Annotated in this window: 14 protein-coding genes and 1 pseudogene; 11 read left to right on the plus strand and 4 right to left on the minus strand. The window is 63.8% G+C overall.

The window, feature by feature from the left end; translation table 11 throughout:
• Nucleotides 1-76 precede the first annotated feature (76 nt).
• Nucleotides 77-823 (minus strand): NRDE family protein, encoded by a 747-nt coding sequence (locus OPU96_RS17790; protein ID WP_192297878.1) that lies wholly within the window; start codon nt 821-823, stop codon nt 77-79.
• Nucleotides 824-943: 120 nt separating this feature from the next.
• Here OPU96_RS17790 and OPU96_RS17795 point away from each other — a divergent pair.
• From OPU96_RS17795 to OPU96_RS17805, 3 genes and pseudogenes are all read left to right on the plus strand, one after another.
• Nucleotides 944-1725, plus strand: a pseudogene (locus OPU96_RS17795) (sulfite exporter TauE/SafE family protein).
• A gap of 65 nt (nt 1726-1790) precedes the next feature.
• Nucleotides 1791-2603 carry a prolipoprotein diacylglyceryl transferase gene (gene lgt / locus OPU96_RS17800; RefSeq protein WP_192297876.1) on the plus strand — a complete coding sequence of 271 codons (813 nt, stop codon included), beginning with the start codon at nt 1791-1793 and terminating at the stop codon, nt 2601-2603.
• Between the two features lie 54 nt (nt 2604-2657).
• Complete coding sequence (locus OPU96_RS17805; protein ID WP_226454589.1) at nt 2658-3491, plus strand: thymidylate synthase; 834 nt, start codon at nt 2658-2660, stop codon at nt 3489-3491.
• 131 nt (nt 3492-3622) lie between these two features.
• On the opposite strand, the gene cadR is transcribed toward OPU96_RS17805, so the two are convergent.
• On the minus strand, nt 3623-4063 hold the full coding sequence (gene cadR / locus OPU96_RS17810) for a Cd(II)/Pb(II)-responsive transcriptional regulator (RefSeq protein ID WP_226454588.1): 441 nt from the start codon (nt 4061-4063) through the stop codon (nt 3623-3625).
• Between the two features lie 84 nt (nt 4064-4147).
• Here cadR and OPU96_RS17815 point away from each other — a divergent pair, with 84 nt between their 5' ends.
• From OPU96_RS17815 to OPU96_RS17845, 7 genes are all read left to right on the plus strand, one after another.
• Nucleotides 4148-6400, plus strand: a complete 2253-nt coding sequence (locus OPU96_RS17815; protein ID WP_226454587.1) for a heavy metal translocating P-type ATPase — start codon at nt 4148-4150, stop codon at nt 6398-6400.
• 16 nt (nt 6401-6416) lie between these two features.
• Nucleotides 6417-7280, plus strand: a complete 864-nt coding sequence (locus tag OPU96_RS17820) for a LysR family transcriptional regulator (protein ID WP_226454586.1) — start codon at nt 6417-6419, stop codon at nt 7278-7280.
• Between the two features lie 238 nt (nt 7281-7518).
• A complete protein-coding gene (locus OPU96_RS17825) occupies nt 7519-8583 on the plus strand; it encodes a putative 2-aminoethylphosphonate ABC transporter ATP-binding protein (protein ID WP_192297871.1) in 1065 nt (354 codons plus the stop codon).
• Between the two features lies 1 nt (nt 8584).
• On the plus strand, nt 8585-10297 hold the full coding sequence (locus OPU96_RS17830; protein WP_498559432.1) for a putative 2-aminoethylphosphonate ABC transporter permease subunit: 1713 nt from the start codon (nt 8585-8587) through the stop codon (nt 10295-10297).
• A gap of 19 nt (nt 10298-10316) precedes the next feature.
• Nucleotides 10317-11339: a putative 2-aminoethylphosphonate ABC transporter substrate-binding protein gene (locus OPU96_RS17835; protein ID WP_192297869.1), complete on the plus strand. Its 1023-nt coding sequence runs from the start codon at nt 10317-10319 to the stop codon at nt 11337-11339.
• 125 nt (nt 11340-11464) lie between these two features.
• Nucleotides 11465-12598 (plus strand): TIGR03364 family FAD-dependent oxidoreductase, encoded by a 1134-nt coding sequence (locus tag OPU96_RS17840; protein WP_498559433.1) that lies wholly within the window; start codon nt 11465-11467, stop codon nt 12596-12598.
• Nucleotides 12598-13152 carry a phosphonate degradation HD-domain oxygenase gene (locus tag OPU96_RS17845; RefSeq protein ID WP_226454581.1) on the plus strand — a complete coding sequence of 185 codons (555 nt, stop codon included), beginning with the start codon at nt 12598-12600 and terminating at the stop codon, nt 13150-13152. Before OPU96_RS17840 ends, OPU96_RS17845 begins: the two co-directional genes overlap by 1 nt.
• Here the strand turns inward: OPU96_RS17845 and OPU96_RS17850 are convergent.
• Both OPU96_RS17850 and OPU96_RS17855 read right to left on the minus strand, forming a co-directional pair.
• Nucleotides 13149-14516, minus strand: coding sequence for a DUF3482 domain-containing protein (locus tag OPU96_RS17850; RefSeq protein ID WP_498559434.1), 1368 nt, complete (start codon nt 14514-14516; stop codon nt 13149-13151). The two genes, OPU96_RS17845 and OPU96_RS17850, sit on opposite strands and share 4 nt — an antisense overlap.
• Nucleotides 14509-15888, minus strand: coding sequence for a DUF2868 domain-containing protein (locus OPU96_RS17855; protein ID WP_498559435.1), 1380 nt, complete (start codon nt 15886-15888; stop codon nt 14509-14511). Before OPU96_RS17855 ends, OPU96_RS17850 begins: the two co-directional genes overlap by 8 nt.
• A 69-nt stretch (nt 15889-15957) precedes the next feature.
• On the opposite strand from OPU96_RS17855, the gene OPU96_RS17860 reads away from it, so the two are divergent.
• Complete coding sequence (locus OPU96_RS17860) at nt 15958-16470, plus strand: dihydrofolate reductase (RefSeq protein ID WP_192297864.1); 513 nt, start codon at nt 15958-15960, stop codon at nt 16468-16470.
• Nucleotides 16471-16584: the final 114 nt, after the last annotated feature.

A 16584-nucleotide genomic window follows, 5' to 3' on the forward strand; every position in this document is an offset into this window, starting at 1 on the left:
GCCGCGGTGTTTCAGGAAGATCGCGGTGTCTGGGTTTAGGGCGGCTTCGCCACCCAGCGCGGGGCAAGCCCGCTCACTACACGTTGAGTTCTACCTCACCCAGCCGCCCACCATGGGGCCCAAAACTACGCTCCACCATCCGCCGAGTCCCGTCGGCATTCACAATCAACGCCGTACTCGCCCGCGTCCCATAACTGGGGCTGGCGATAAACACGCTGGATAAAAGACTCTCCGTCGCCAACCCCACGCCGGTATCGGGCAAGTCTGCAAACGGCGCTGTCTGCGGATCACTTAAAAGCCCCAGCAACGCCTCCGGTTGCGGGTCATCCAGCACCGCACTCAACGCCGCCTTGGCCTTGAGCAACTTGGGCCACGGCGTATCCAGCCCAGCGTTGGATAACCCATACACCCCGGCCTGCAACCGCGTCGGCTGGGTGTGATTGGCGTTGTAGTGCCACAACTCCTCCCGTGTGCCCAGCAGCAGGTTAAACCCGGCATATTCGATCGAACGGCCGTTAACGTCGGCCAAGTAGTCGTCAATCGGCAGGTTTCCATTGAGAAAGCGCGCCACCAGTTCCCCGCGGGACTTGCGCGCCGGTGGCTGGTGCGGATCGCGGATATTGGTCAGGGCGGCAAACCGCCCGTCGGCATTCACGCCCAGCCAGGTGCCGCCGGCTTCCTGATCGCGGCCGGCGTAGACCTCGGGTGCATCCGGCCACTGGGCCAGCGGCAGGCTGGGGCGGGCGTAGAACTCATCACGGTTGGCCGCGACGATCAGTGGCTGGGCATGGCCCGGCCGCCAGGCGAAGACAATCAGGCACATCAGGCGATCCCTTTTGTGTTTTTTGCCACTCTACGCACTCAAGCGCGGGCGTTCCATCGTCTCCAGTTGGGTCGCATGCCTTCCATCCGTTAACATGCCGGACTTGATTTGGGGGCTCCCATGGAATTTTTGCTGTATTTGGCGCTGGGCGCCTGTGCGGGTGTGCTGGCCGGGCTGTTCGGGGTGGGCGGCGGGATTATCATCGTGCCGGTGCTGGTGTTCAGCTTCACCTTGCAGGGCTTCGACCCCCAGGTGCTGACCCACCTGGCCGTGGGCACCTCACTGGCGACCATCATTTTTACCTCGATCAACGCCGTGCGTGAGCACCACCGGCGTGGCGCGGTGCGCTGGCCGATCTTTGTGTGGATGACCGTGGGCATCCTGATCGGCGCCGGTTTTGGCGCACTGACCGCCGAAGCCATCTCCGGCCCGCACTTGCAGAAGGTCATCGGTGTGTTCGCCTTGGTGATCGCGCTGCAACTGGCCCTGGAGGTCAAGCCCAAGGCCAGTCGCACGGTGCCGGGCAAACTCGGCCTGACCCTGGCCGGCACGGTGATCGGCTGGGCGTCGGCGATTTTCGGCATCGGCGGCGGCTCGTTGACCGTACCGTTCTTGACCTGGCGCAGCGTGCCGATGCAGCAGGCGGTGGCCACCTCATCGGCGTGCGGCCTGCCGATTGCCCTGGCCAGTGCATTAAGTTTCATGATTCTGGGCTGGCATGACCCGCTGCTGCCCGCTCATAGTCTAGGGTTCGTGTATTTGCCGGCGCTGTTGGCATTGCCCTGACCAGCATGGTGTTTGCCCGTTTCGGCGCGCGCCTGGCGCACAAGCTGTCGCCGCGCTTGCTCAAGCGCCTGTTTGCCGGGTTGCTGTTTTGCGTCGGTTTGAATTTCTTGCTGTAACGCAGCCTTAATCGCGCCCCGGCATGGTCCGGGCGCTATAACGAATGATTTAACGAGGAGTCGCAATGCTGCCTTACCCGCAGATCGACCCGGTGGCCCTGGCCATCGGTCCGCTGAAAATCCACTGGTACGGGTTGATGTACCTGATCGGTATCGGCGGCGCCTGGCTGCTGGCTTCCCGGCGCCTGAACCGTTTCGACCCGACCTGGACCAAGGAGAAGCTCTCCGACATGGTCTTCTGGCTGTCGATGGGGGTGATCGTCGGCGGGCGCCTGGGCTACGTGTTGTTCTACGATCTGTCGGCGTACATCGCCAATCCGACGCTGATCTTCGAAGTGTGGAAGGGCGGCATGGCGTTCCACGGTGGGTTTGTCGGCGTGATGATCGCTGCCTGGTGGTTCGGCCGTCGCAACGGCAAGTCGTTCTTCGAACTGATGGACTTCGTCGCGCCGCTGGTACCGATTGGCCTGGGGGCCGGGCGCATCGGCAACTTCATCAACGCCGAGCTCTGGGGCAAGCCGACCGACGTGCCGTGGGCGATGGTGTTCCCGCCATTCAGCGACCCGGCGCAACTGCCGCGCCATCCGTCGCAGCTCTACCAGTTCGCGCTGGAAGGCGTGGCACTGTTCCTGATTCTCTACCTGTTCTCGCGCAAGCCGCGCCCAACCATGGCTGTGTCGGGCATGTTCGCGTTGTTCTACGGGATCTTCCGGTTCATCGTCGAATTCGTGCGCGTGCCGGATGCACAGTTGGGCTACCTGGCGTGGGGCTGGGTGACCATGGGTCAGATCCTCAGCCTGCCGATGATCCTCGCCGGCCTGGGCCTGCTGTGGTGGGCGTACAATCGCCCGCAGCCGCTGAAGAACACTGCGCTTTAAATTCGAATGCCGAGGCGGTTGCCCTGCCTCGGCTTCAACGATACGGGTAAAAAAATGAAGCAATATCTCGAACTACTGAACGACGTCGTGACCAATGGATTGACCAAGGGCGATCGCACCGGCACCGGCACCAAGGCCGTGTTTGCCCGTCAGTATCGGCATAACTTGGCCGACGGCTTTCCGCTGCTGACCACCAAGAAGCTTCACTTCAAAAGCATCGCCAACGAACTGATCTGGATGTTGAGCGGCAACACCAACATCAAGTGGCTGAATGAAAACGGCGTGAAGATCTGGGACGAATGGGCCACCGAAGACGGTGACCTGGGCCCGGTGTACGGCGAGCAGTGGACCGCCTGGCCGACCAAGGACGGTGGCACGATCAACCAGATCGACTACATGGTGCATACGCTCAAGACCAACCCCAACAGCCGCCGCATCCTGTTCCACGGTTGGAACGTCGAGTACCTGCCCGACGAGACCCTGAGCCCCCAGGAAAACGCGCGCAACGGCAAGCAAGCCCTGCCACCGTGCCACCTGCTGTACCAGGCCTTCGTGCATGACGGTCACCTGTCGATGCAGTTGTATATCCGCAGCTCCGACGTGTTCCTCGGCCTGCCGTACAACACCGCGGCGCTGGCGCTGCTCACCCATATGCTGGCGCAGCAGTGCGACCTGATCCCCCACGAGATCATCGTCACCACTGGCGACACCCATGCGTACAGTAACCATATGGAACAGATCCAGACCCAGCTGGCGCGTACGCCGAAGAAGCTGCCGGAGTTGGTGATCAAGCGTAAGCCTGCGTCGATCTATGACTACAAGTTCGAAGACTTTGAAATTGTGGGTTACGACGCCGATCCGAGCATCAAGGCTGATGTCGCCATCTGATCAATGTGGGATCTAGCTTGTGTGGGAGCGGGCTTGCTCGCGAAAGCGGTGGATCAGCTTGCAGATGTGTTAGCTGACACACCGCATTCGCGAGCAAGCCCGCTCCCACATTTAGTCCGTATTCACTTGAGTTAGTGGCCGTGGCTTCTGCCCACATGGGAAGGCTCAGCCTCACTGGCCGCCACACTTCCGCTGACTTCAAGCCGCTGCAAAATCCCGCACTGCTCCCCACCGCCACAACGCTGGCGCAGGTCCAGCAACTGTTCCTGCAACGCCAACAGCCCGTCGATCCGCGCTTTCACATGGTGGATATGCTCGTCGATCAACGCATTCACGCTTTCGCACTGGTCCTGCGGACTGTCGCGCAAATCCAGCAGGCTGCGGATCTCCTCCAGGGTCATGTCCAGGCTGCGGCAATTGCGGATAAAGATCAGCCGCTCGGTGTGCGCCTGGGTGTACACGCGGTAATTGGCCTCGGTGCGCGCCGGCGGTGGCAGCAGGCCTTCCTTCTCGTAATAGCGGATGGTTTCCACGGGGCAGTCGGTCAGTTTCGCCAGTTCGCCGATCTTCATCGCAGCAATCTCCAAATGGGTGCTTGACCCTATAGTGGCTACAGGGTCTTTACTTGGCAACAGGCACCTTACGGACGCGACCTGATGAGCGATTCCATCCACACCCCGCATAAACACAAGCACGACCATGATCATGGCGAGCATAAACTCACGCCTGTGCATAACCACGGCCACGGCGATTCCTGCTGTTCCGCCAGCTCGGCTGCGGCAAAGGTGACGCTGAACGAGGCGCCCACCGCCGGCTCGCGCTTGAGCACGTTCCGCATCGAAGCCATGGACTGCCCCACCGAGCAGACGCTGATCCAGAACAAACTGGGCAAGCTCGCCGGCATCCAGCAGTTGGAATTCAACCTGATCAACCGCATCCTCGGCGTCACCCACGACCTGCCGAGCACCGCGCCGATCATCGCCGCGATCAAATCCATCGGCATGCAGGCCGACCCCATCGAGGAAGGCACCCCGGCTGCCGCACCACCCGCCAAGAAACACTGGTGGCCGCTGGCATTGTCCGGCGTCGGTGCATTGGGCGCTGAAGTGCTGCACTTCACTAACGCCGCGCCGACCTGGGTGATTGCCCTGGTGGCGCTGGTGTCGATCCTCAGCGGCGGCCTTACCACCTACAAAAAGGGCTGGATCGCCCTGAAAAACCTCAACCTGAACATCAACGCGCTGATGAGCATCGCGGTGACCGGCGCAATCCTGATCGGCCAGTGGCCGGAAGCGGCCATGGTGATGTTCCTGTTTACCGTCGCCGAACTGATCGAAGCCAAATCCCTGGACCGTGCGCGCAACGCTATCAGCGGCCTGATGCAGATGACCCCCGAACAGGCCACGGTGCGGCAGGCCGACGGTTCGTGGGCTGAACAAGAGGTCAAAAGCATCGATCTTGGGGCTATCGTGCGGGTCAAGCCTGGCGAGCGCATCGGCCTGGACGGCGAAGTCACTGCGGGCCAATCGACCATTGACCAAGCGCCGATCACCGGCGAAAGCCTGCCCATTGAAAAGACCGTGGGCGACAAGGTCTTCGCCGGCACCATCAACCAGGCCGGCGCTCTGGAATACAAAGTCACCGCAGCGGCCAACAACTCCACCTTGGCGCGGATCATTCACGCCGTGGAACAGGCCCAAGGCGCCCGCGCGCCGACCCAGCGCTTTGTCGACAGTTTCTCCAGGGTCTACACCCCGGCGGTATTCCTGTTTGCCCTCGGCGTAGCCCTGATCCCGCCGCTGTTCATGGCCGGCGTGTGGTTCGACTGGATCTACCGCGCCCTCGTGCTGCTGGTGGTGGCGTGCCCGTGTGCGCTGGTGATCTCCACGCCCGTGACCATCGTCAGCGGCCTCGCGGCGGCGGCGCGCAAAGGCATCCTGATCAAGGGTGGCGTCTACCTGGAGGGCGGCTACAAACTCGACTACCTGGCCCTCGACAAGACCGGCACCATCACCCACGGCAAGCCGGTGCAAACCGATTACCTGGCGCTGTTCCCCAACGTCGAAGCCAGCGCACCGGCGTTAGCCGCGAGTTTGGCCGGGCGTTCCGACCACCCGGTGTCCCTCGCCATCGCCAATGCGGCTGTGGATAAAAACCTGGCGCTGCACGCTGTGGATAACTTTGCGGCGCTGGCGGGCCGTGGCGTGCGCGGCGACATCAACGGCGAAACCTATCACCTGGGCAACCACCGCCTGGTGGAGGACCTTGGCCTGTGCTCGCCGGAGCTGGAAGAAAAACTCTTCGCCCTGGAAAAACAAGGCAAGTCCGTGGTGCTGCTGCTCGACAAGTCCGGCCCGCTGGCGCTGTTTGCCGTGGCCGACACGGTCAAGGACAGCAGCCGTGAAGCCATCCAGCAACTGCACGCGCTGGGCATCAAGACCCTGATGCTCACCGGCGACAACACCCACACCGCCCAGGCGATTGGCGCCCAGGTCGGCATCGATCAGGCCCGTGGCGACCTGCTGCCCACCGATAAACTGCAAGCCATCGAAACCCTCTATGGCCAAGGCCATCGCGTCGGCATGGTCGGCGACGGCATCAACGATGCCCCGGCCCTGGCCCGTGCCGAGATCGGTTTCGCCATGGCCGCAGCCGGCACCGACACCGCCATCGAGACGGCCGACGTGGCCCTGATGGACGATGATCTGCGCAAGATTCCCGCATTCATTCGGTTGTCGCGGCAAACCTCGAGTATCCTGCGGCAGAACATCGCCCTGGCGCTGGTGATCAAGGCGATCTTCCTCGCAGTCACGTTCCTGGGCATGGCCACCATGTGGATGGCGGTGTTTGCCGACATGGGCGTCAGCCTGCTGGTGGTGTTCAATGGCCTGCGCCTGTTGCGCAAATAATGGATGTGAGGGTGGCGTGCTGAGTGCCGAGTTGAAGGCTTTTTATATGGTCGCGCGCCTGGGCAGCATTACCCAGGCGGCGAAAAAACTCGGCCTCAGCCAGCCCACGGTCACCACCCAGATCCGCAACCTCGAAAGCCAATACGGTGTTGAGTTGTTCTACCGTGGCGGCCGGCGTCTGACCGTCAGCGATGAAGGCGCGCGGCTGCTGCCGATGGTCAAGGCGCTGTTGCAGCAAGAAGCGGACATCGAGTTTTTCCTGCGCAACAACGGCCAGGTCCAGGGCGCATTGCGGATTGCCGCGACGGCGCCGTATTACATCCTCGACCTGGTCAAAGCCTTTCGCGAACGCCTGCCGCAGGTGGACGTGTCGGTGGAAATCGGCAACTCCCAACAGGTGCTCGAAGCGCTGGACGATTACCGCGTCGATGTCGCCGCGTCCTCGCAGTTGGTGGAAGACCCACGCCTGATCCGCCGGGTATTGGGCACCGACCCGCTGGTGCTGGCGGTGCATCGCGACCATCCCCTGGCCAAGCTCGACCATGTACCCCTCAGTGCCCTGGCCGGGCATACTTTGTTGATGCGTGAAGCGGGCTCGACCACACGGCGGCTGACGGAAGAGATGTTGCAGGGCGCTAGCGTGAGCTACGGGCCGCTGCTGGAAATCGGCAGCCGCGAGTCGATCCGCGAGGCGGTGTTGCGCAATATCGGCATCAGCATCATTGCGCGCCAGGAAGTGCCCCATGACCCGCAACTGCGGGTGCTGACCATCGAGCATGCGCCGCAGATTCCGGAGTATTTGTACTGCCTCAAGGAAAGAAAAAGCGCACGGTTGCCAGCGGCGTTTCTGGGCTTGGCGCAGGAAATGTCGCCCCTCTGAGTTCTATGGTGGTCTTGAGGGCCTCTTCGCGGGCAAGCCCGCTCCCACATTTTGACCGTGTGAACCCGATCAAGTGTGGGAGCGGGCTTGCCCGCGAAAGCGGCAGTGCAGGCACCACACCCCTTTGACCCCTACCCAAATCCACCAATACCACTATCACCACCTTTTGCCTTCCTGCCACACGCGCGACGCATTGCCTACCTAGCATGACCCTCATCCGTTTGATGAGGTGCCACGCATGAACACTGCCCTGAGCCAACCCGGCGCGCCGATGAAGGTGCGCAATATCCAGAAACGCTTCGGCGCCTTCACTGCGCTCGACAACGTATCCCTGGACGTCGCCGCCGGTGAGTTGGTGTGCCTGTTGGGCCCGTCCGGCTGTGGCAAGACCACCTTGCTGCGCTGCATCGCCGGGCTCGAGCGCCAGGACAGCGGCGAACTTTACCTGGGCAACCGCGACGTTTCCCTGCTGCCACCCCAGGCACGGGACTACGGCATTCTGTTCCAGTCCTACGCCCTGTTTCCCAACCTGACCGTCGAAGCGAACATCGGCTACGGCCTCACCGGCAGCGGCCGCGATGAAGTGCGCAAGCGTGTCGCTCAGATGTTGGAACTGGTCGGCCTGGTCGGCAGTGAAAAGAAATACCCCGGCCAACTCTCCGGCGGCCAGCAACAACGCGTGGCTCTAGCCCGGGCGCTGGCGCCTGCGCCGTCGTTATTGCTGCTGGATGAGCCGATGTCCGCCCTCGACGCCCGTGTGCGCGAGCATCTGTGCACCGAACTGCGCCAACTGCAACGGCGCCTGGGCATCACCACGCTGATGGTCACCCACAACCAGGACGAAGCCATGCTGATGGCCGACCGCATCGCCGTGATGAACAACGGCAAGGTCGAGCAGTACGCCACGCCCCAGGAAATCTACGACCGCCCGGCCACGTCGTTCGTGGCGGAATTTGTCGGCCAGGGCAATTGGCTGCCATTCAGCCGCAACAGCGCCAGCCACGCCCAGGTCGGCGGGATGAACATGCGCTTGGCCGATGATGCCGGCGTGGCCAAGTCCGGCCGCCTGTTCTGCCGCCCGGAAGCCATCAGCGTCAACCCGCCGGTGCATGAAGAAAACCTGTTCCCGGCCAAGGTCCGCGAGGTCACGTTCCTCGGCAACCGCTGCCGCATGAGCTTTGAGCTCGAGCAGTTACCCGGCCATGCGCTGCTCGCCGAACTGGCCCCGGAAGCCATGCCGCGCCTGGGCGCCCAGGACATCTGGGTGGCCTTGCCGCCGCGCAGCCTGCAGGTGTTTGCCTGAGATGGCCGTTGTCATGACCTTGCCCGCCGTGCGCCAGGCTTCCCGTGCCGAACTGGGCGACCGCCTGTTTGTGGTCGGCGGCAAACTGCTCTGGCTGTGCTTGCTGGGCGTCGCCGTGTTGCTGCCGTTGCTGGCGATCTTCTGGCGTGGTTTCAGCAGCGAAGCGGGGCAGGGCGGCGGTCTGGTCGCGGCTAAAGCACTGATCACCAGCGCCAACTTCCACTGGTTGCTTGGCAACAGTCTGAAAGTTTCCCTCAGCGTCGCGGCCATCGTCGTACCGCTGGCCTACCTGTTTGCCTACGCCCTGCAACGCACGCTGATTCCCGGCAAGGCGATCTGGCGCGGCCTGTCCCTGTTGCCGTTGATGGCACCGTCGATGCTGCCGGGGATTGCGCTGGTTTATCTATTCGGCAACCAGGGTATGTTGCGCGGCTTGCTCTCGGAGAATATCTACGGTTTCTGGGGCATCGTTCTGGGCGAAGTGATCTACACCTTCCCACACGCCTTGATGATCCTGCTGTCGGCGCTGTCCCTGGCGGATGCGCGCCTGTTCGACGCGGCCTCCAGCATGGGGGCGAGCCCGGCCCGGGCGTTTCGCAGCATCACCTGGCCGGCCACGCGCCAGGCGGTGTTCGCCGCATTCTGTCTGGTGTTTACCTTGACCATCACCGACTTCGGCGTGCCCGTGGTGGTCGGCGGCGATTATCAGGTGCTGGCGCTGGAGGCGTACAAGGCGGTGGTCGGCCAGCAACAGTTCGGTCGCGGCGCGTTGATCGGCATGGTGTTGCTGCTGCCGGCGCTGTTCAGCTTCGGCGTGGATGCGTGGTTGCGCCGCCGTCATGGCGACTCTATGAGCGGCCGCGCCCAAGTGTTCCAACCGCTGCCATCGCGTTCGAGGGACGGCTGCTACCTGGCCATCGTCCTACTGATCTGCGCCGTTTTGCTGCTGGTGTTCGGCATGGCGGTGTACTCCTCGCTGGTGAAATTCTGGCCGTACAACCTGTCGCTGTCGCTGAACCACTACCAGTTCGAAGACACCGCCGGCGGCGGCTGGCTGGCCTATCGCAACAGCCTGACCCTGGCCTTGTGCACCGCGTTGATCGGCAGCGTGCTGATCTTCAGCGGCGCCTACCTGATGGAAAAGACCAAGGGCCAGAAGGGCCTGAACCTCGCGCTGCGCCTGCTCAGTTTTGTGCCGATGGCCGTGCCGGGGTTGGTGCTGGGCCTGGGCTACGTGTTCTTTTTCAACCTCAACGGCAACCCGCTGCATGTGTTCTACGGAACCATGACCCTGCTGGTGGTGTGCACCATTGCGCATTATTTGACCACCGCGCAGATGACCGCCACCACGGCGTTGCGCCAGCTGGACGCCGAGTTCGAAGCCGCCGCGCTGTCCCTCAAGGCGCCGCTGTATCGCCATTACCTGAAAGTCACCGTGCCGATCTGCCTGCCGGCGCTGCTGGACATCGTGCGCTACCTGTTTGTATCGGCGATGACCACCGTATCCGCCGCGATTTTCCTCTACAGCCCCGACACCATCCTCGCCGCCGTCGCCGTGTTGAACATGGACGATGCCGGCAACGTGGGCGGCGCGGCGGCCATGTCGACCCTGATCCTGTTCACCTCGGCCGGCGTCTCGCTGTTGCTGGCGTGGGCCTCACGTGGCGCGTTGCGTCGCTCCCAAGCCTGGCGCCAGAGCGCGCCGGGCCAATAATCCCGATAGGAGGTGTTCCATGTTCAAACCCCTGGCACTGGTCGCTGCCGTACTGTCTGCATTCAGCCTGAATGCCTTCGCCAAGACCGACCTTACGGTGTACACGGCCCTCGAAGCCGAGCAGTTGAAGACCTACAAGCAAGCCTTCGAAAAGGCCAACCCGGACATCGAAATCAAGTGGGTGCGCGACTCCACCGGCATCATCACCGCCAAGCTGCTGGCCGAGAAAGACCGCCCGCAAGCCGACGCGGTCTGGGGCCTGGCCGCGTCGAGCCTGGCGATCCTCGACCAGCAAGGCATGTTGGACAACTACGCACCCAAGGACCTGGACAAGATCGGCAAAAACTACCGCGACCCGGCCAACCCGCCGGCTTGGGTGGGCATGGACGTCTGGGCCGCGACCATTTGCTTCAACACCGTCGAAGCTGAGAAGCAAGGCCTGAGCAAGCCGGTGAGCTGGCAAGACCTGACCAAGCCTGAGTACAAGGGCAAGATCGTGATGCCCAACCCGGCCTCGTCCGGCACCGGTTTCCTGGATGTGAGCGCGTGGTTGCAGACCTATGGCGAGAAGCAGGGCTGGCAGTACATGGACGACCTGCACCAGAACATCGGCCAGTACGTTCACTCGGGCTCCAAGCCGTGCAAGCTGGCGGCGTCTGGTGAATTCCCGATCGGGATTTCCTTTGAATACCCGGCCGTGCAGTTGAAGCGCCAGGGCGCGCCGCTGGACATCATCCTGCCGAAAGAAGGCCTGGGTTGGGACATTGAAGCGACGGCCGTGATGAAGGGCACGGCCCACGCCGACGCGGCGAAAAAACTCGCCGACTTTTCCGCCAGCCCAGCGGCGATGGCGCTGTACAAGGACAACTTCGCCGTGCTCGCCCAGCCGGGGATTGCCAAGCCGCAGACCGAATTGCCGGCCGATTATGAGCAGCGGCTGATCAAGAACGACTTTGCCTGGGCGTCGAAGAATCGCGACAGCATCCTGACTGAGTGGCGCAAGCGCTATGACGGGAAGTCGGAGAAGGTGGCGGGTCAGTAATTTTTTCGTTAGGGCTGCTGGCCGCTTCGCGAGCAAGCCCGCTCCCACATTTTGATTTGTGAACACATTCAAATGTGGGAGCGGGCTTGCTCGCGAAGGCGGCCTTGAATTCAGGACATCATTCCATGACACACCCCACCGACCTTTTAATTGTCGGCGCCGGCATCCTCGGCCTGTCCCACGCCTTCGCCGCCGCCCAGCGCGGCCTCAAGGTCAAGGTCTTCGAACGCAGCGTCACGCCCCTGGGCGCCTCGGTACGCAACTTCGGCCAGGCCCTGGTCACCGGCCAGCCGCCAGGCACGATGCTCGACCTGGCGCGGCAAAGCCGTGACATCTGGGGCCACTGGGCCCAGGCCGCGGGCCTGCAGCTCAAGCGCAACGGCGCCTACCTGTTCGCCCGCAACGAAGCCGAAGAGCATCTGCTCGAAGCCTTCTGCGCCGGCCGCGCCAAGGAACACGGCTACCACGTCGAATTGCTGCAAGGCGCAGCGATGAAGGATTTGTATGGCGGCCAGTTCCGTCATCACCGTGCCGCGTTGCACGGCAAGGACGACCAGCAACTGTATTCGCGCGAAGCGCTCCCGGCGTTGATCAACTACCTTCGCGACGGATTGAACGTGGAGTTTCATTTCTCCACCCTGGTACGCGATGTGGAACCGGGCCTGCTGCACAGTACGGCGGGCAGCTTTCGCGGCGAGCAGATCATCGTCTGCTCCGGTCACGACTACCAAACCCTGCTGGCCGACGCGATGGCCGAACTCAACCCAAGTATCTGTCGCCTGCAAATGCTGCGCGCACGGCCAGCGGTCAATCTCAACCTGCAACACGCCTTGCTCACCGGACTCAGTTGCGTGCACTACGGCGCCTTCGCCGACCTGCCCGAGGCGGCGACGGTGCGGGCGCAGATCCTGCGCGATGTGCCGCACCTGCACGAGCACGGCATCCACCTGCTGATCAGCCCGACACCCTATGGCGAGCTGATCATCGGCGACTCCCATGCCTACGGCAGCGATGCCTCGCCGTTCAACGCCGAGCAGGTCGACGACTGGATGATCGAACTGGCCGAGCAGACCCTGGGTTGCAGGCTCCAGGTGGTGGAGCGCTGGCAGGGCGTATACGGGGCACGGGGGCCGGGGCCGTTCTCGTTCCTGCGGGCGGCACCGGGGGTGAGCGCAGCGTTGATGCATACCGGCGTGGGCATGAGCGTCGGGCCGGCGCTGGCCGAGCGCAATATCAGTGCGTTGTGGGGGAGTGTGTGATGAGCCCGGAACAGGCGATTGCCGAGGTCTTTGGCCTGTACGAGCGACACGGCGCGGCGGATTACATCGGCGAGCCGGTGTCGCAGATCGAGCACATGTCCCAGGCCGCGCAGCTTGCCATGTTGGAAGGGTTTGACGATGAAGTGGTGCTGGCGGCGTTTTTCCACGACATCGGGCATCTGTGCGGCCAAGGCGGCGCGGACATGGGTGGCTACGGCGTGGTCAGCCACGAAAGGCTGGGCGCGGATTACCTGCGCCGCGCCGGGTTCAGCGAACGCTTGGCCAGGCTCGTGGAATATCACGTGCAAGCCAAGCGCTACCTGACGTTCAACCAACCGGGCTACTACGCCCGATTGAGCGCAGCCAGCCGTCGCACCCTGGGCTATCAGGGCGGGATGATGACCGCCGAAGAAGCCCAGGCCTTTGAGCAGGACCCGCTCTGCGCGGTCAGCCTGCGCATGCGTCATTGGGACGAGCAGGCCAAGCAGATGCATGTGCCGCTGCTCGACCTTGAGGTGCTCAAGGCCAAGGCGCGGCAGGTGTTGGCGGCTTAGGTTTCGTCGAGGCGCTGGGCGAGTGCTTCGACCTGCTCCTGGCGTTCGGCCTGGCTGAGTTTGGCGTGGGGGTTGAGCGACGACCATTGCGGATGGGCACGGGCTTTGTGCAGCGCGTCCGGCAATTTGCCCTCGCGCCAGCTTTTGTCCTGGGGCGTGTTGACCTTGATGCTGTGCATCGCCGCATGCCCACGCAGGTTCAGGGCCTTGAGCAACTGACGTTGGCGCAGCGCGAGCAGGCGCAGCACGCTGTCGTCCACGGTCAGTTCGCGTTGGCCTTTGATCTTGCCCAGCAGCCGGCTGCCATAACTGCGTGCGGTTTGCAGCGCACCACCGGCAATCGCCCCGGCCAGGGTGGCGGCGCCGAGGGTCAGGCCGCCGACCAGCAGATCCACACCGGCCCCGGCGGCGGCCCCGGCGGCGATCCCGCCACCGACGCGCACCCCGAGTTGCTTGAGGGTTTCCGGGTTGAACAGGTCATCGCCCCAGCGCCCGTCGAGCAGCGGCAAATCGCTGGCGGCGGCGTCTTGCGGGCGAAACCCGAACAGTTTGAGCAGCGCTTCCACGCATTTCTGTTCGCGCTGGCGCACGGCCTTGCGCAGCTCGTTGATGGCGTGCGGCTCATCTTCGGTGACCACGCTGCGACGGCACGCGGCACAGTCGATCAGCAGCTCGGCGATCAACCGCGCTGCGCTTTGCTGACGGGCCTGGCGCTGGGCCTGCTGGTCAAGAATCAGGCGCTCCAACTGCGGCCGGGCGTTTTCCAGCAATAGGGCGAGGCTTTCGTACAGGCGGCGCTCGCCGTCTTCCGGCGGTGCGACGCTGTCGAACCGCACCAGTGCATGCAGGCCCAGGCGGGCCAGGGCTTCACGCCAGTCCGGTTCGCGATGGTCGCTGCTGCTGACAAAGTTGAGCACCGGCAGTAACGGCTTGCCGCAACTGGCCAGCACTTGCAGCTCGTCGCGGTACTTGGCCAGCACCGGCTCGCGGGCGTCGATCACATACAGGCCGGCGTCCGAGGCCAGCAGTTGGCGCAGCACCTTGGCTTCCTGTTCGAAACGCTGGCGCGCTTCGCTGCCTTCGAGGAACCGCGCCAGCCGGGCCGGGCCGTCGAGGCGTTCACCCGGGCGGTCCAGGCGCTCCAGGTAGTCGAGCAGGGCGATGGCGTCTTCCAGGCCGGGAGTGTCGTACAACTCCAGCAGGGCTTCGCCGTCCACCGACAAGCGCGCACCTTCGACATGCCGTGTGGTGCTGGGGCGGTGGGAGACTTCGCCGAAGCCCACGTCGCGGGTCAGGGTGCGCAGCAGCGAGGTTTTGCCGACATTGGTGTGGCCGACCACGGCGAGTTTCAGCGGTTTAGTCATGACCGGTCTCCAGCCAGTTCAGCGGCGCGCAGTCGGCGAAGGGCAGCTCTAGCTGTTGCAGCGCGCTGTGCCAGTCGCCCAGGCGTTCGGCGTCCAGCGCCTGGCCGGGCGGTGCTTGCAGCAGCCACACACGGGTGGCGGCGGCGCTACGGGCGAGTTCGGCGATCAGCGCGAGGCTGCCGCGATCCGGCGAACGTCGTGGGTCGCAGGCGATGGCCAGGCGGGCGGGCGGGAAGCGCGTGAGTTGTTCCAGCAGTTTGTGGCGCGATTCGCGGCTGTCGAGGATGCCGGCATCGTTGACGTTGGCAGGCAGCTTGGGCGGCCATGGATGCTGGTCGTCCAGTTCGATGGCCACCAGCAGGGCGCCGTCGCTGTGCAGGTCGCTGACGCCGCCGCTGACAGGGGGCAACTGCTCCGGTGCGGCGTCGTTGACGCCGAGGCGTTCGCTGCTTGGCATCAGGCGTTCACGCAGCTGGCTGTAGCCCGGCAGGTTGAGGTCCAGGCGCAGGGCGGCGCGCCCGCGTTGCCAGCGCCACAGGCAGAGCAGGGCGAGGAGCAGGCGCGGCAGCAGGCCGTAGACCAGCAGCACGCCTACCAACCAAGCGGCCCAGGTTTGGCGGGCGCGTTCGATGTTCAGCGCGGAATCGCCGCTGGCGCGGATCATCTCGACGGTTGGTACGTTGAAGCCCAGCAGCGCGGGCAGGCTGCCCAACGTTTGGGTTGCGGCGACGAAGGTGTCGGCGCTGAGGATGGTGGTTTCCCACACGAAGCCGTAGCGGCGGGTGGCGAGCAGCGTCAGCAGGATCGCCAGGGCGCTGAGCATGGCCAGCAGCCACAGGCCGTTGACCAGCACGCCGACGGCCCAGCGATTGAGTTTCTGGCGTTGCAGCAACAGCAACAACGCCGGTGCCAATTGTGCGGCCTTGGCGTCGCGGGCGAGTTTTTCGCTGAGCCACAACCACAGCCGCCCCAGGCTGGCGCCGTGTTCGCCGGCAAACAGCAGGCCCAGGGCCCAACTGATCAGCAGGATCAGATTTAAACCGAGCAGGCTGCCCAAGGCCCAGAACACATTCACCGGGCCCAGGCCGTTGCCCAGCGCGGCGAAGGCCAGGCCGGCGCCGCTGATCAGCGCGACGATGGCCAGCAGCACCAGCGCCAGGCGCGCACCTTGCAGCCAGCGGGTGAGGGCGGCGCTCAGGCCATCGCGTTCGGCCAGGTGCAGGGCGCGGCGCTGGATACGCGTCGGCAAATCGCCACCGGCCGCGCGGGCCAGGCGGTTGGCTTCCTGGTCGTCCAAGGGGCCTGCGTGTTCTTCGCGCAGGCGCACGGTTTCTGTCAGCCAGAGTTTTTGCAGCGGGGTCAGTGCAGTCACGCGCCGTCCTGTTGTGTTTGTGAGCCTGGAGCATAACCCCTGACTCGGGGCTCTGGTATTCTCGTCGCCATGAAAAAAACTCTCCCTTTAAGCCTGATCGCAGCCCTCGGTGAAAACCGCGTGATCGGCGTCGACAACAGCATGCCCTGGCATTTGCCGGGGGATTTCAAATATTTCAAGGCCACCACGCTCGGCAAGCCGATCATCATGGGGCGCAAGACCTGGGATTCCCTGGGCCGACCGTTGCCGGGGCGCTTGAACCTTGTGGTCAGCCGTCAGACCGATCTGGTGCTGGAAGGTGCCGAGGTTTTTCCGTCGCTGGATGCTGCGGTTGAGCGCGCCGAAGCGTGGGCGCTGGAGCAGGGCGTGGATGAGCTGATGCTGATCGGCGGTGCGCAGTTGTATGCGCAGGGGCTGGAACAGGCCGATCGCCTGTATTTGACACGGGTGGCGTTGAGCCCGCAGGGGGATGCGTGGTTTCCGGAGTTTGATTTGAACCAGTGGAAGCTGGTTTCCAACCAAGAAAATCCGGCTGAAGGTGACAAGCCTGCCTACAACTTCGAAGTCTGGAAAAAAGCCTGACAACCTGTAGTGAGCGGGCTTGCCCCGCGCTGGGCGGCGAAGCCGCCGCAACAGGTACGCCGCGGTGTTTCAGGAAAAACGCGGTGTCTGGTTTTGGGGCGGCTTCGCCGCCCA

The organism is Pseudomonas sp. RP-B7, assembly GCF_059803535.1.

What these genes read in the sequence shown, in the direction of transcription:
- OPU96_RS17815 (WP_226454587.1), top strand. Translation starts at nt 4,148, where the DNA reads ATGAGCGATTCCATCCACACCCCGCATAAACACAAGCACGACCATGAT.
- cadR (WP_226454588.1), bottom strand. Translation starts at nt 4,063, where the DNA reads ATGAAGATCGGCGAACTGGCGAAACTGACCGACTGCCCCGTGGAAACC.
- OPU96_RS17830 (WP_498559432.1), top strand. Translation starts at nt 8,585, where the DNA reads ATGGCCGTTGTCATGACCTTGCCCGCCGTGCGCCAGGCTTCCCGTGCC.
- OPU96_RS17835 (WP_192297869.1), top strand. Translation starts at nt 10,317, where the DNA reads ATGTTCAAACCCCTGGCACTGGTCGCTGCCGTACTGTCTGCATTCAGC.
- OPU96_RS17825 (WP_192297871.1), top strand. Translation starts at nt 7,519, where the DNA reads ATGAACACTGCCCTGAGCCAACCCGGCGCGCCGATGAAGGTGCGCAAT.
- lgt (WP_192297876.1), top strand. Translation starts at nt 1,791, where the DNA reads ATGCTGCCTTACCCGCAGATCGACCCGGTGGCCCTGGCCATCGGTCCG.
- OPU96_RS17805 (WP_226454589.1), top strand. Translation starts at nt 2,658, where the DNA reads ATGAAGCAATATCTCGAACTACTGAACGACGTCGTGACCAATGGATTG.
- OPU96_RS17860 (WP_192297864.1), top strand. Translation starts at nt 15,958, where the DNA reads ATGAAAAAAACTCTCCCTTTAAGCCTGATCGCAGCCCTCGGTGAAAAC.
- OPU96_RS17850 (WP_498559434.1), bottom strand. Translation starts at nt 14,516, where the DNA reads ATGACTAAACCGCTGAAACTCGCCGTGGTCGGCCACACCAATGTCGGC.
- OPU96_RS17840 (WP_498559433.1), top strand. Translation starts at nt 11,465, where the DNA reads ATGACACACCCCACCGACCTTTTAATTGTCGGCGCCGGCATCCTCGGC.
- OPU96_RS17790 (WP_192297878.1), bottom strand. Translation starts at nt 823, where the DNA reads ATGTGCCTGATTGTCTTCGCCTGGCGGCCGGGCCATGCCCAGCCACTG.
- OPU96_RS17845 (WP_226454581.1), top strand. Translation starts at nt 12,598, where the DNA reads ATGAGCCCGGAACAGGCGATTGCCGAGGTCTTTGGCCTGTACGAGCGA.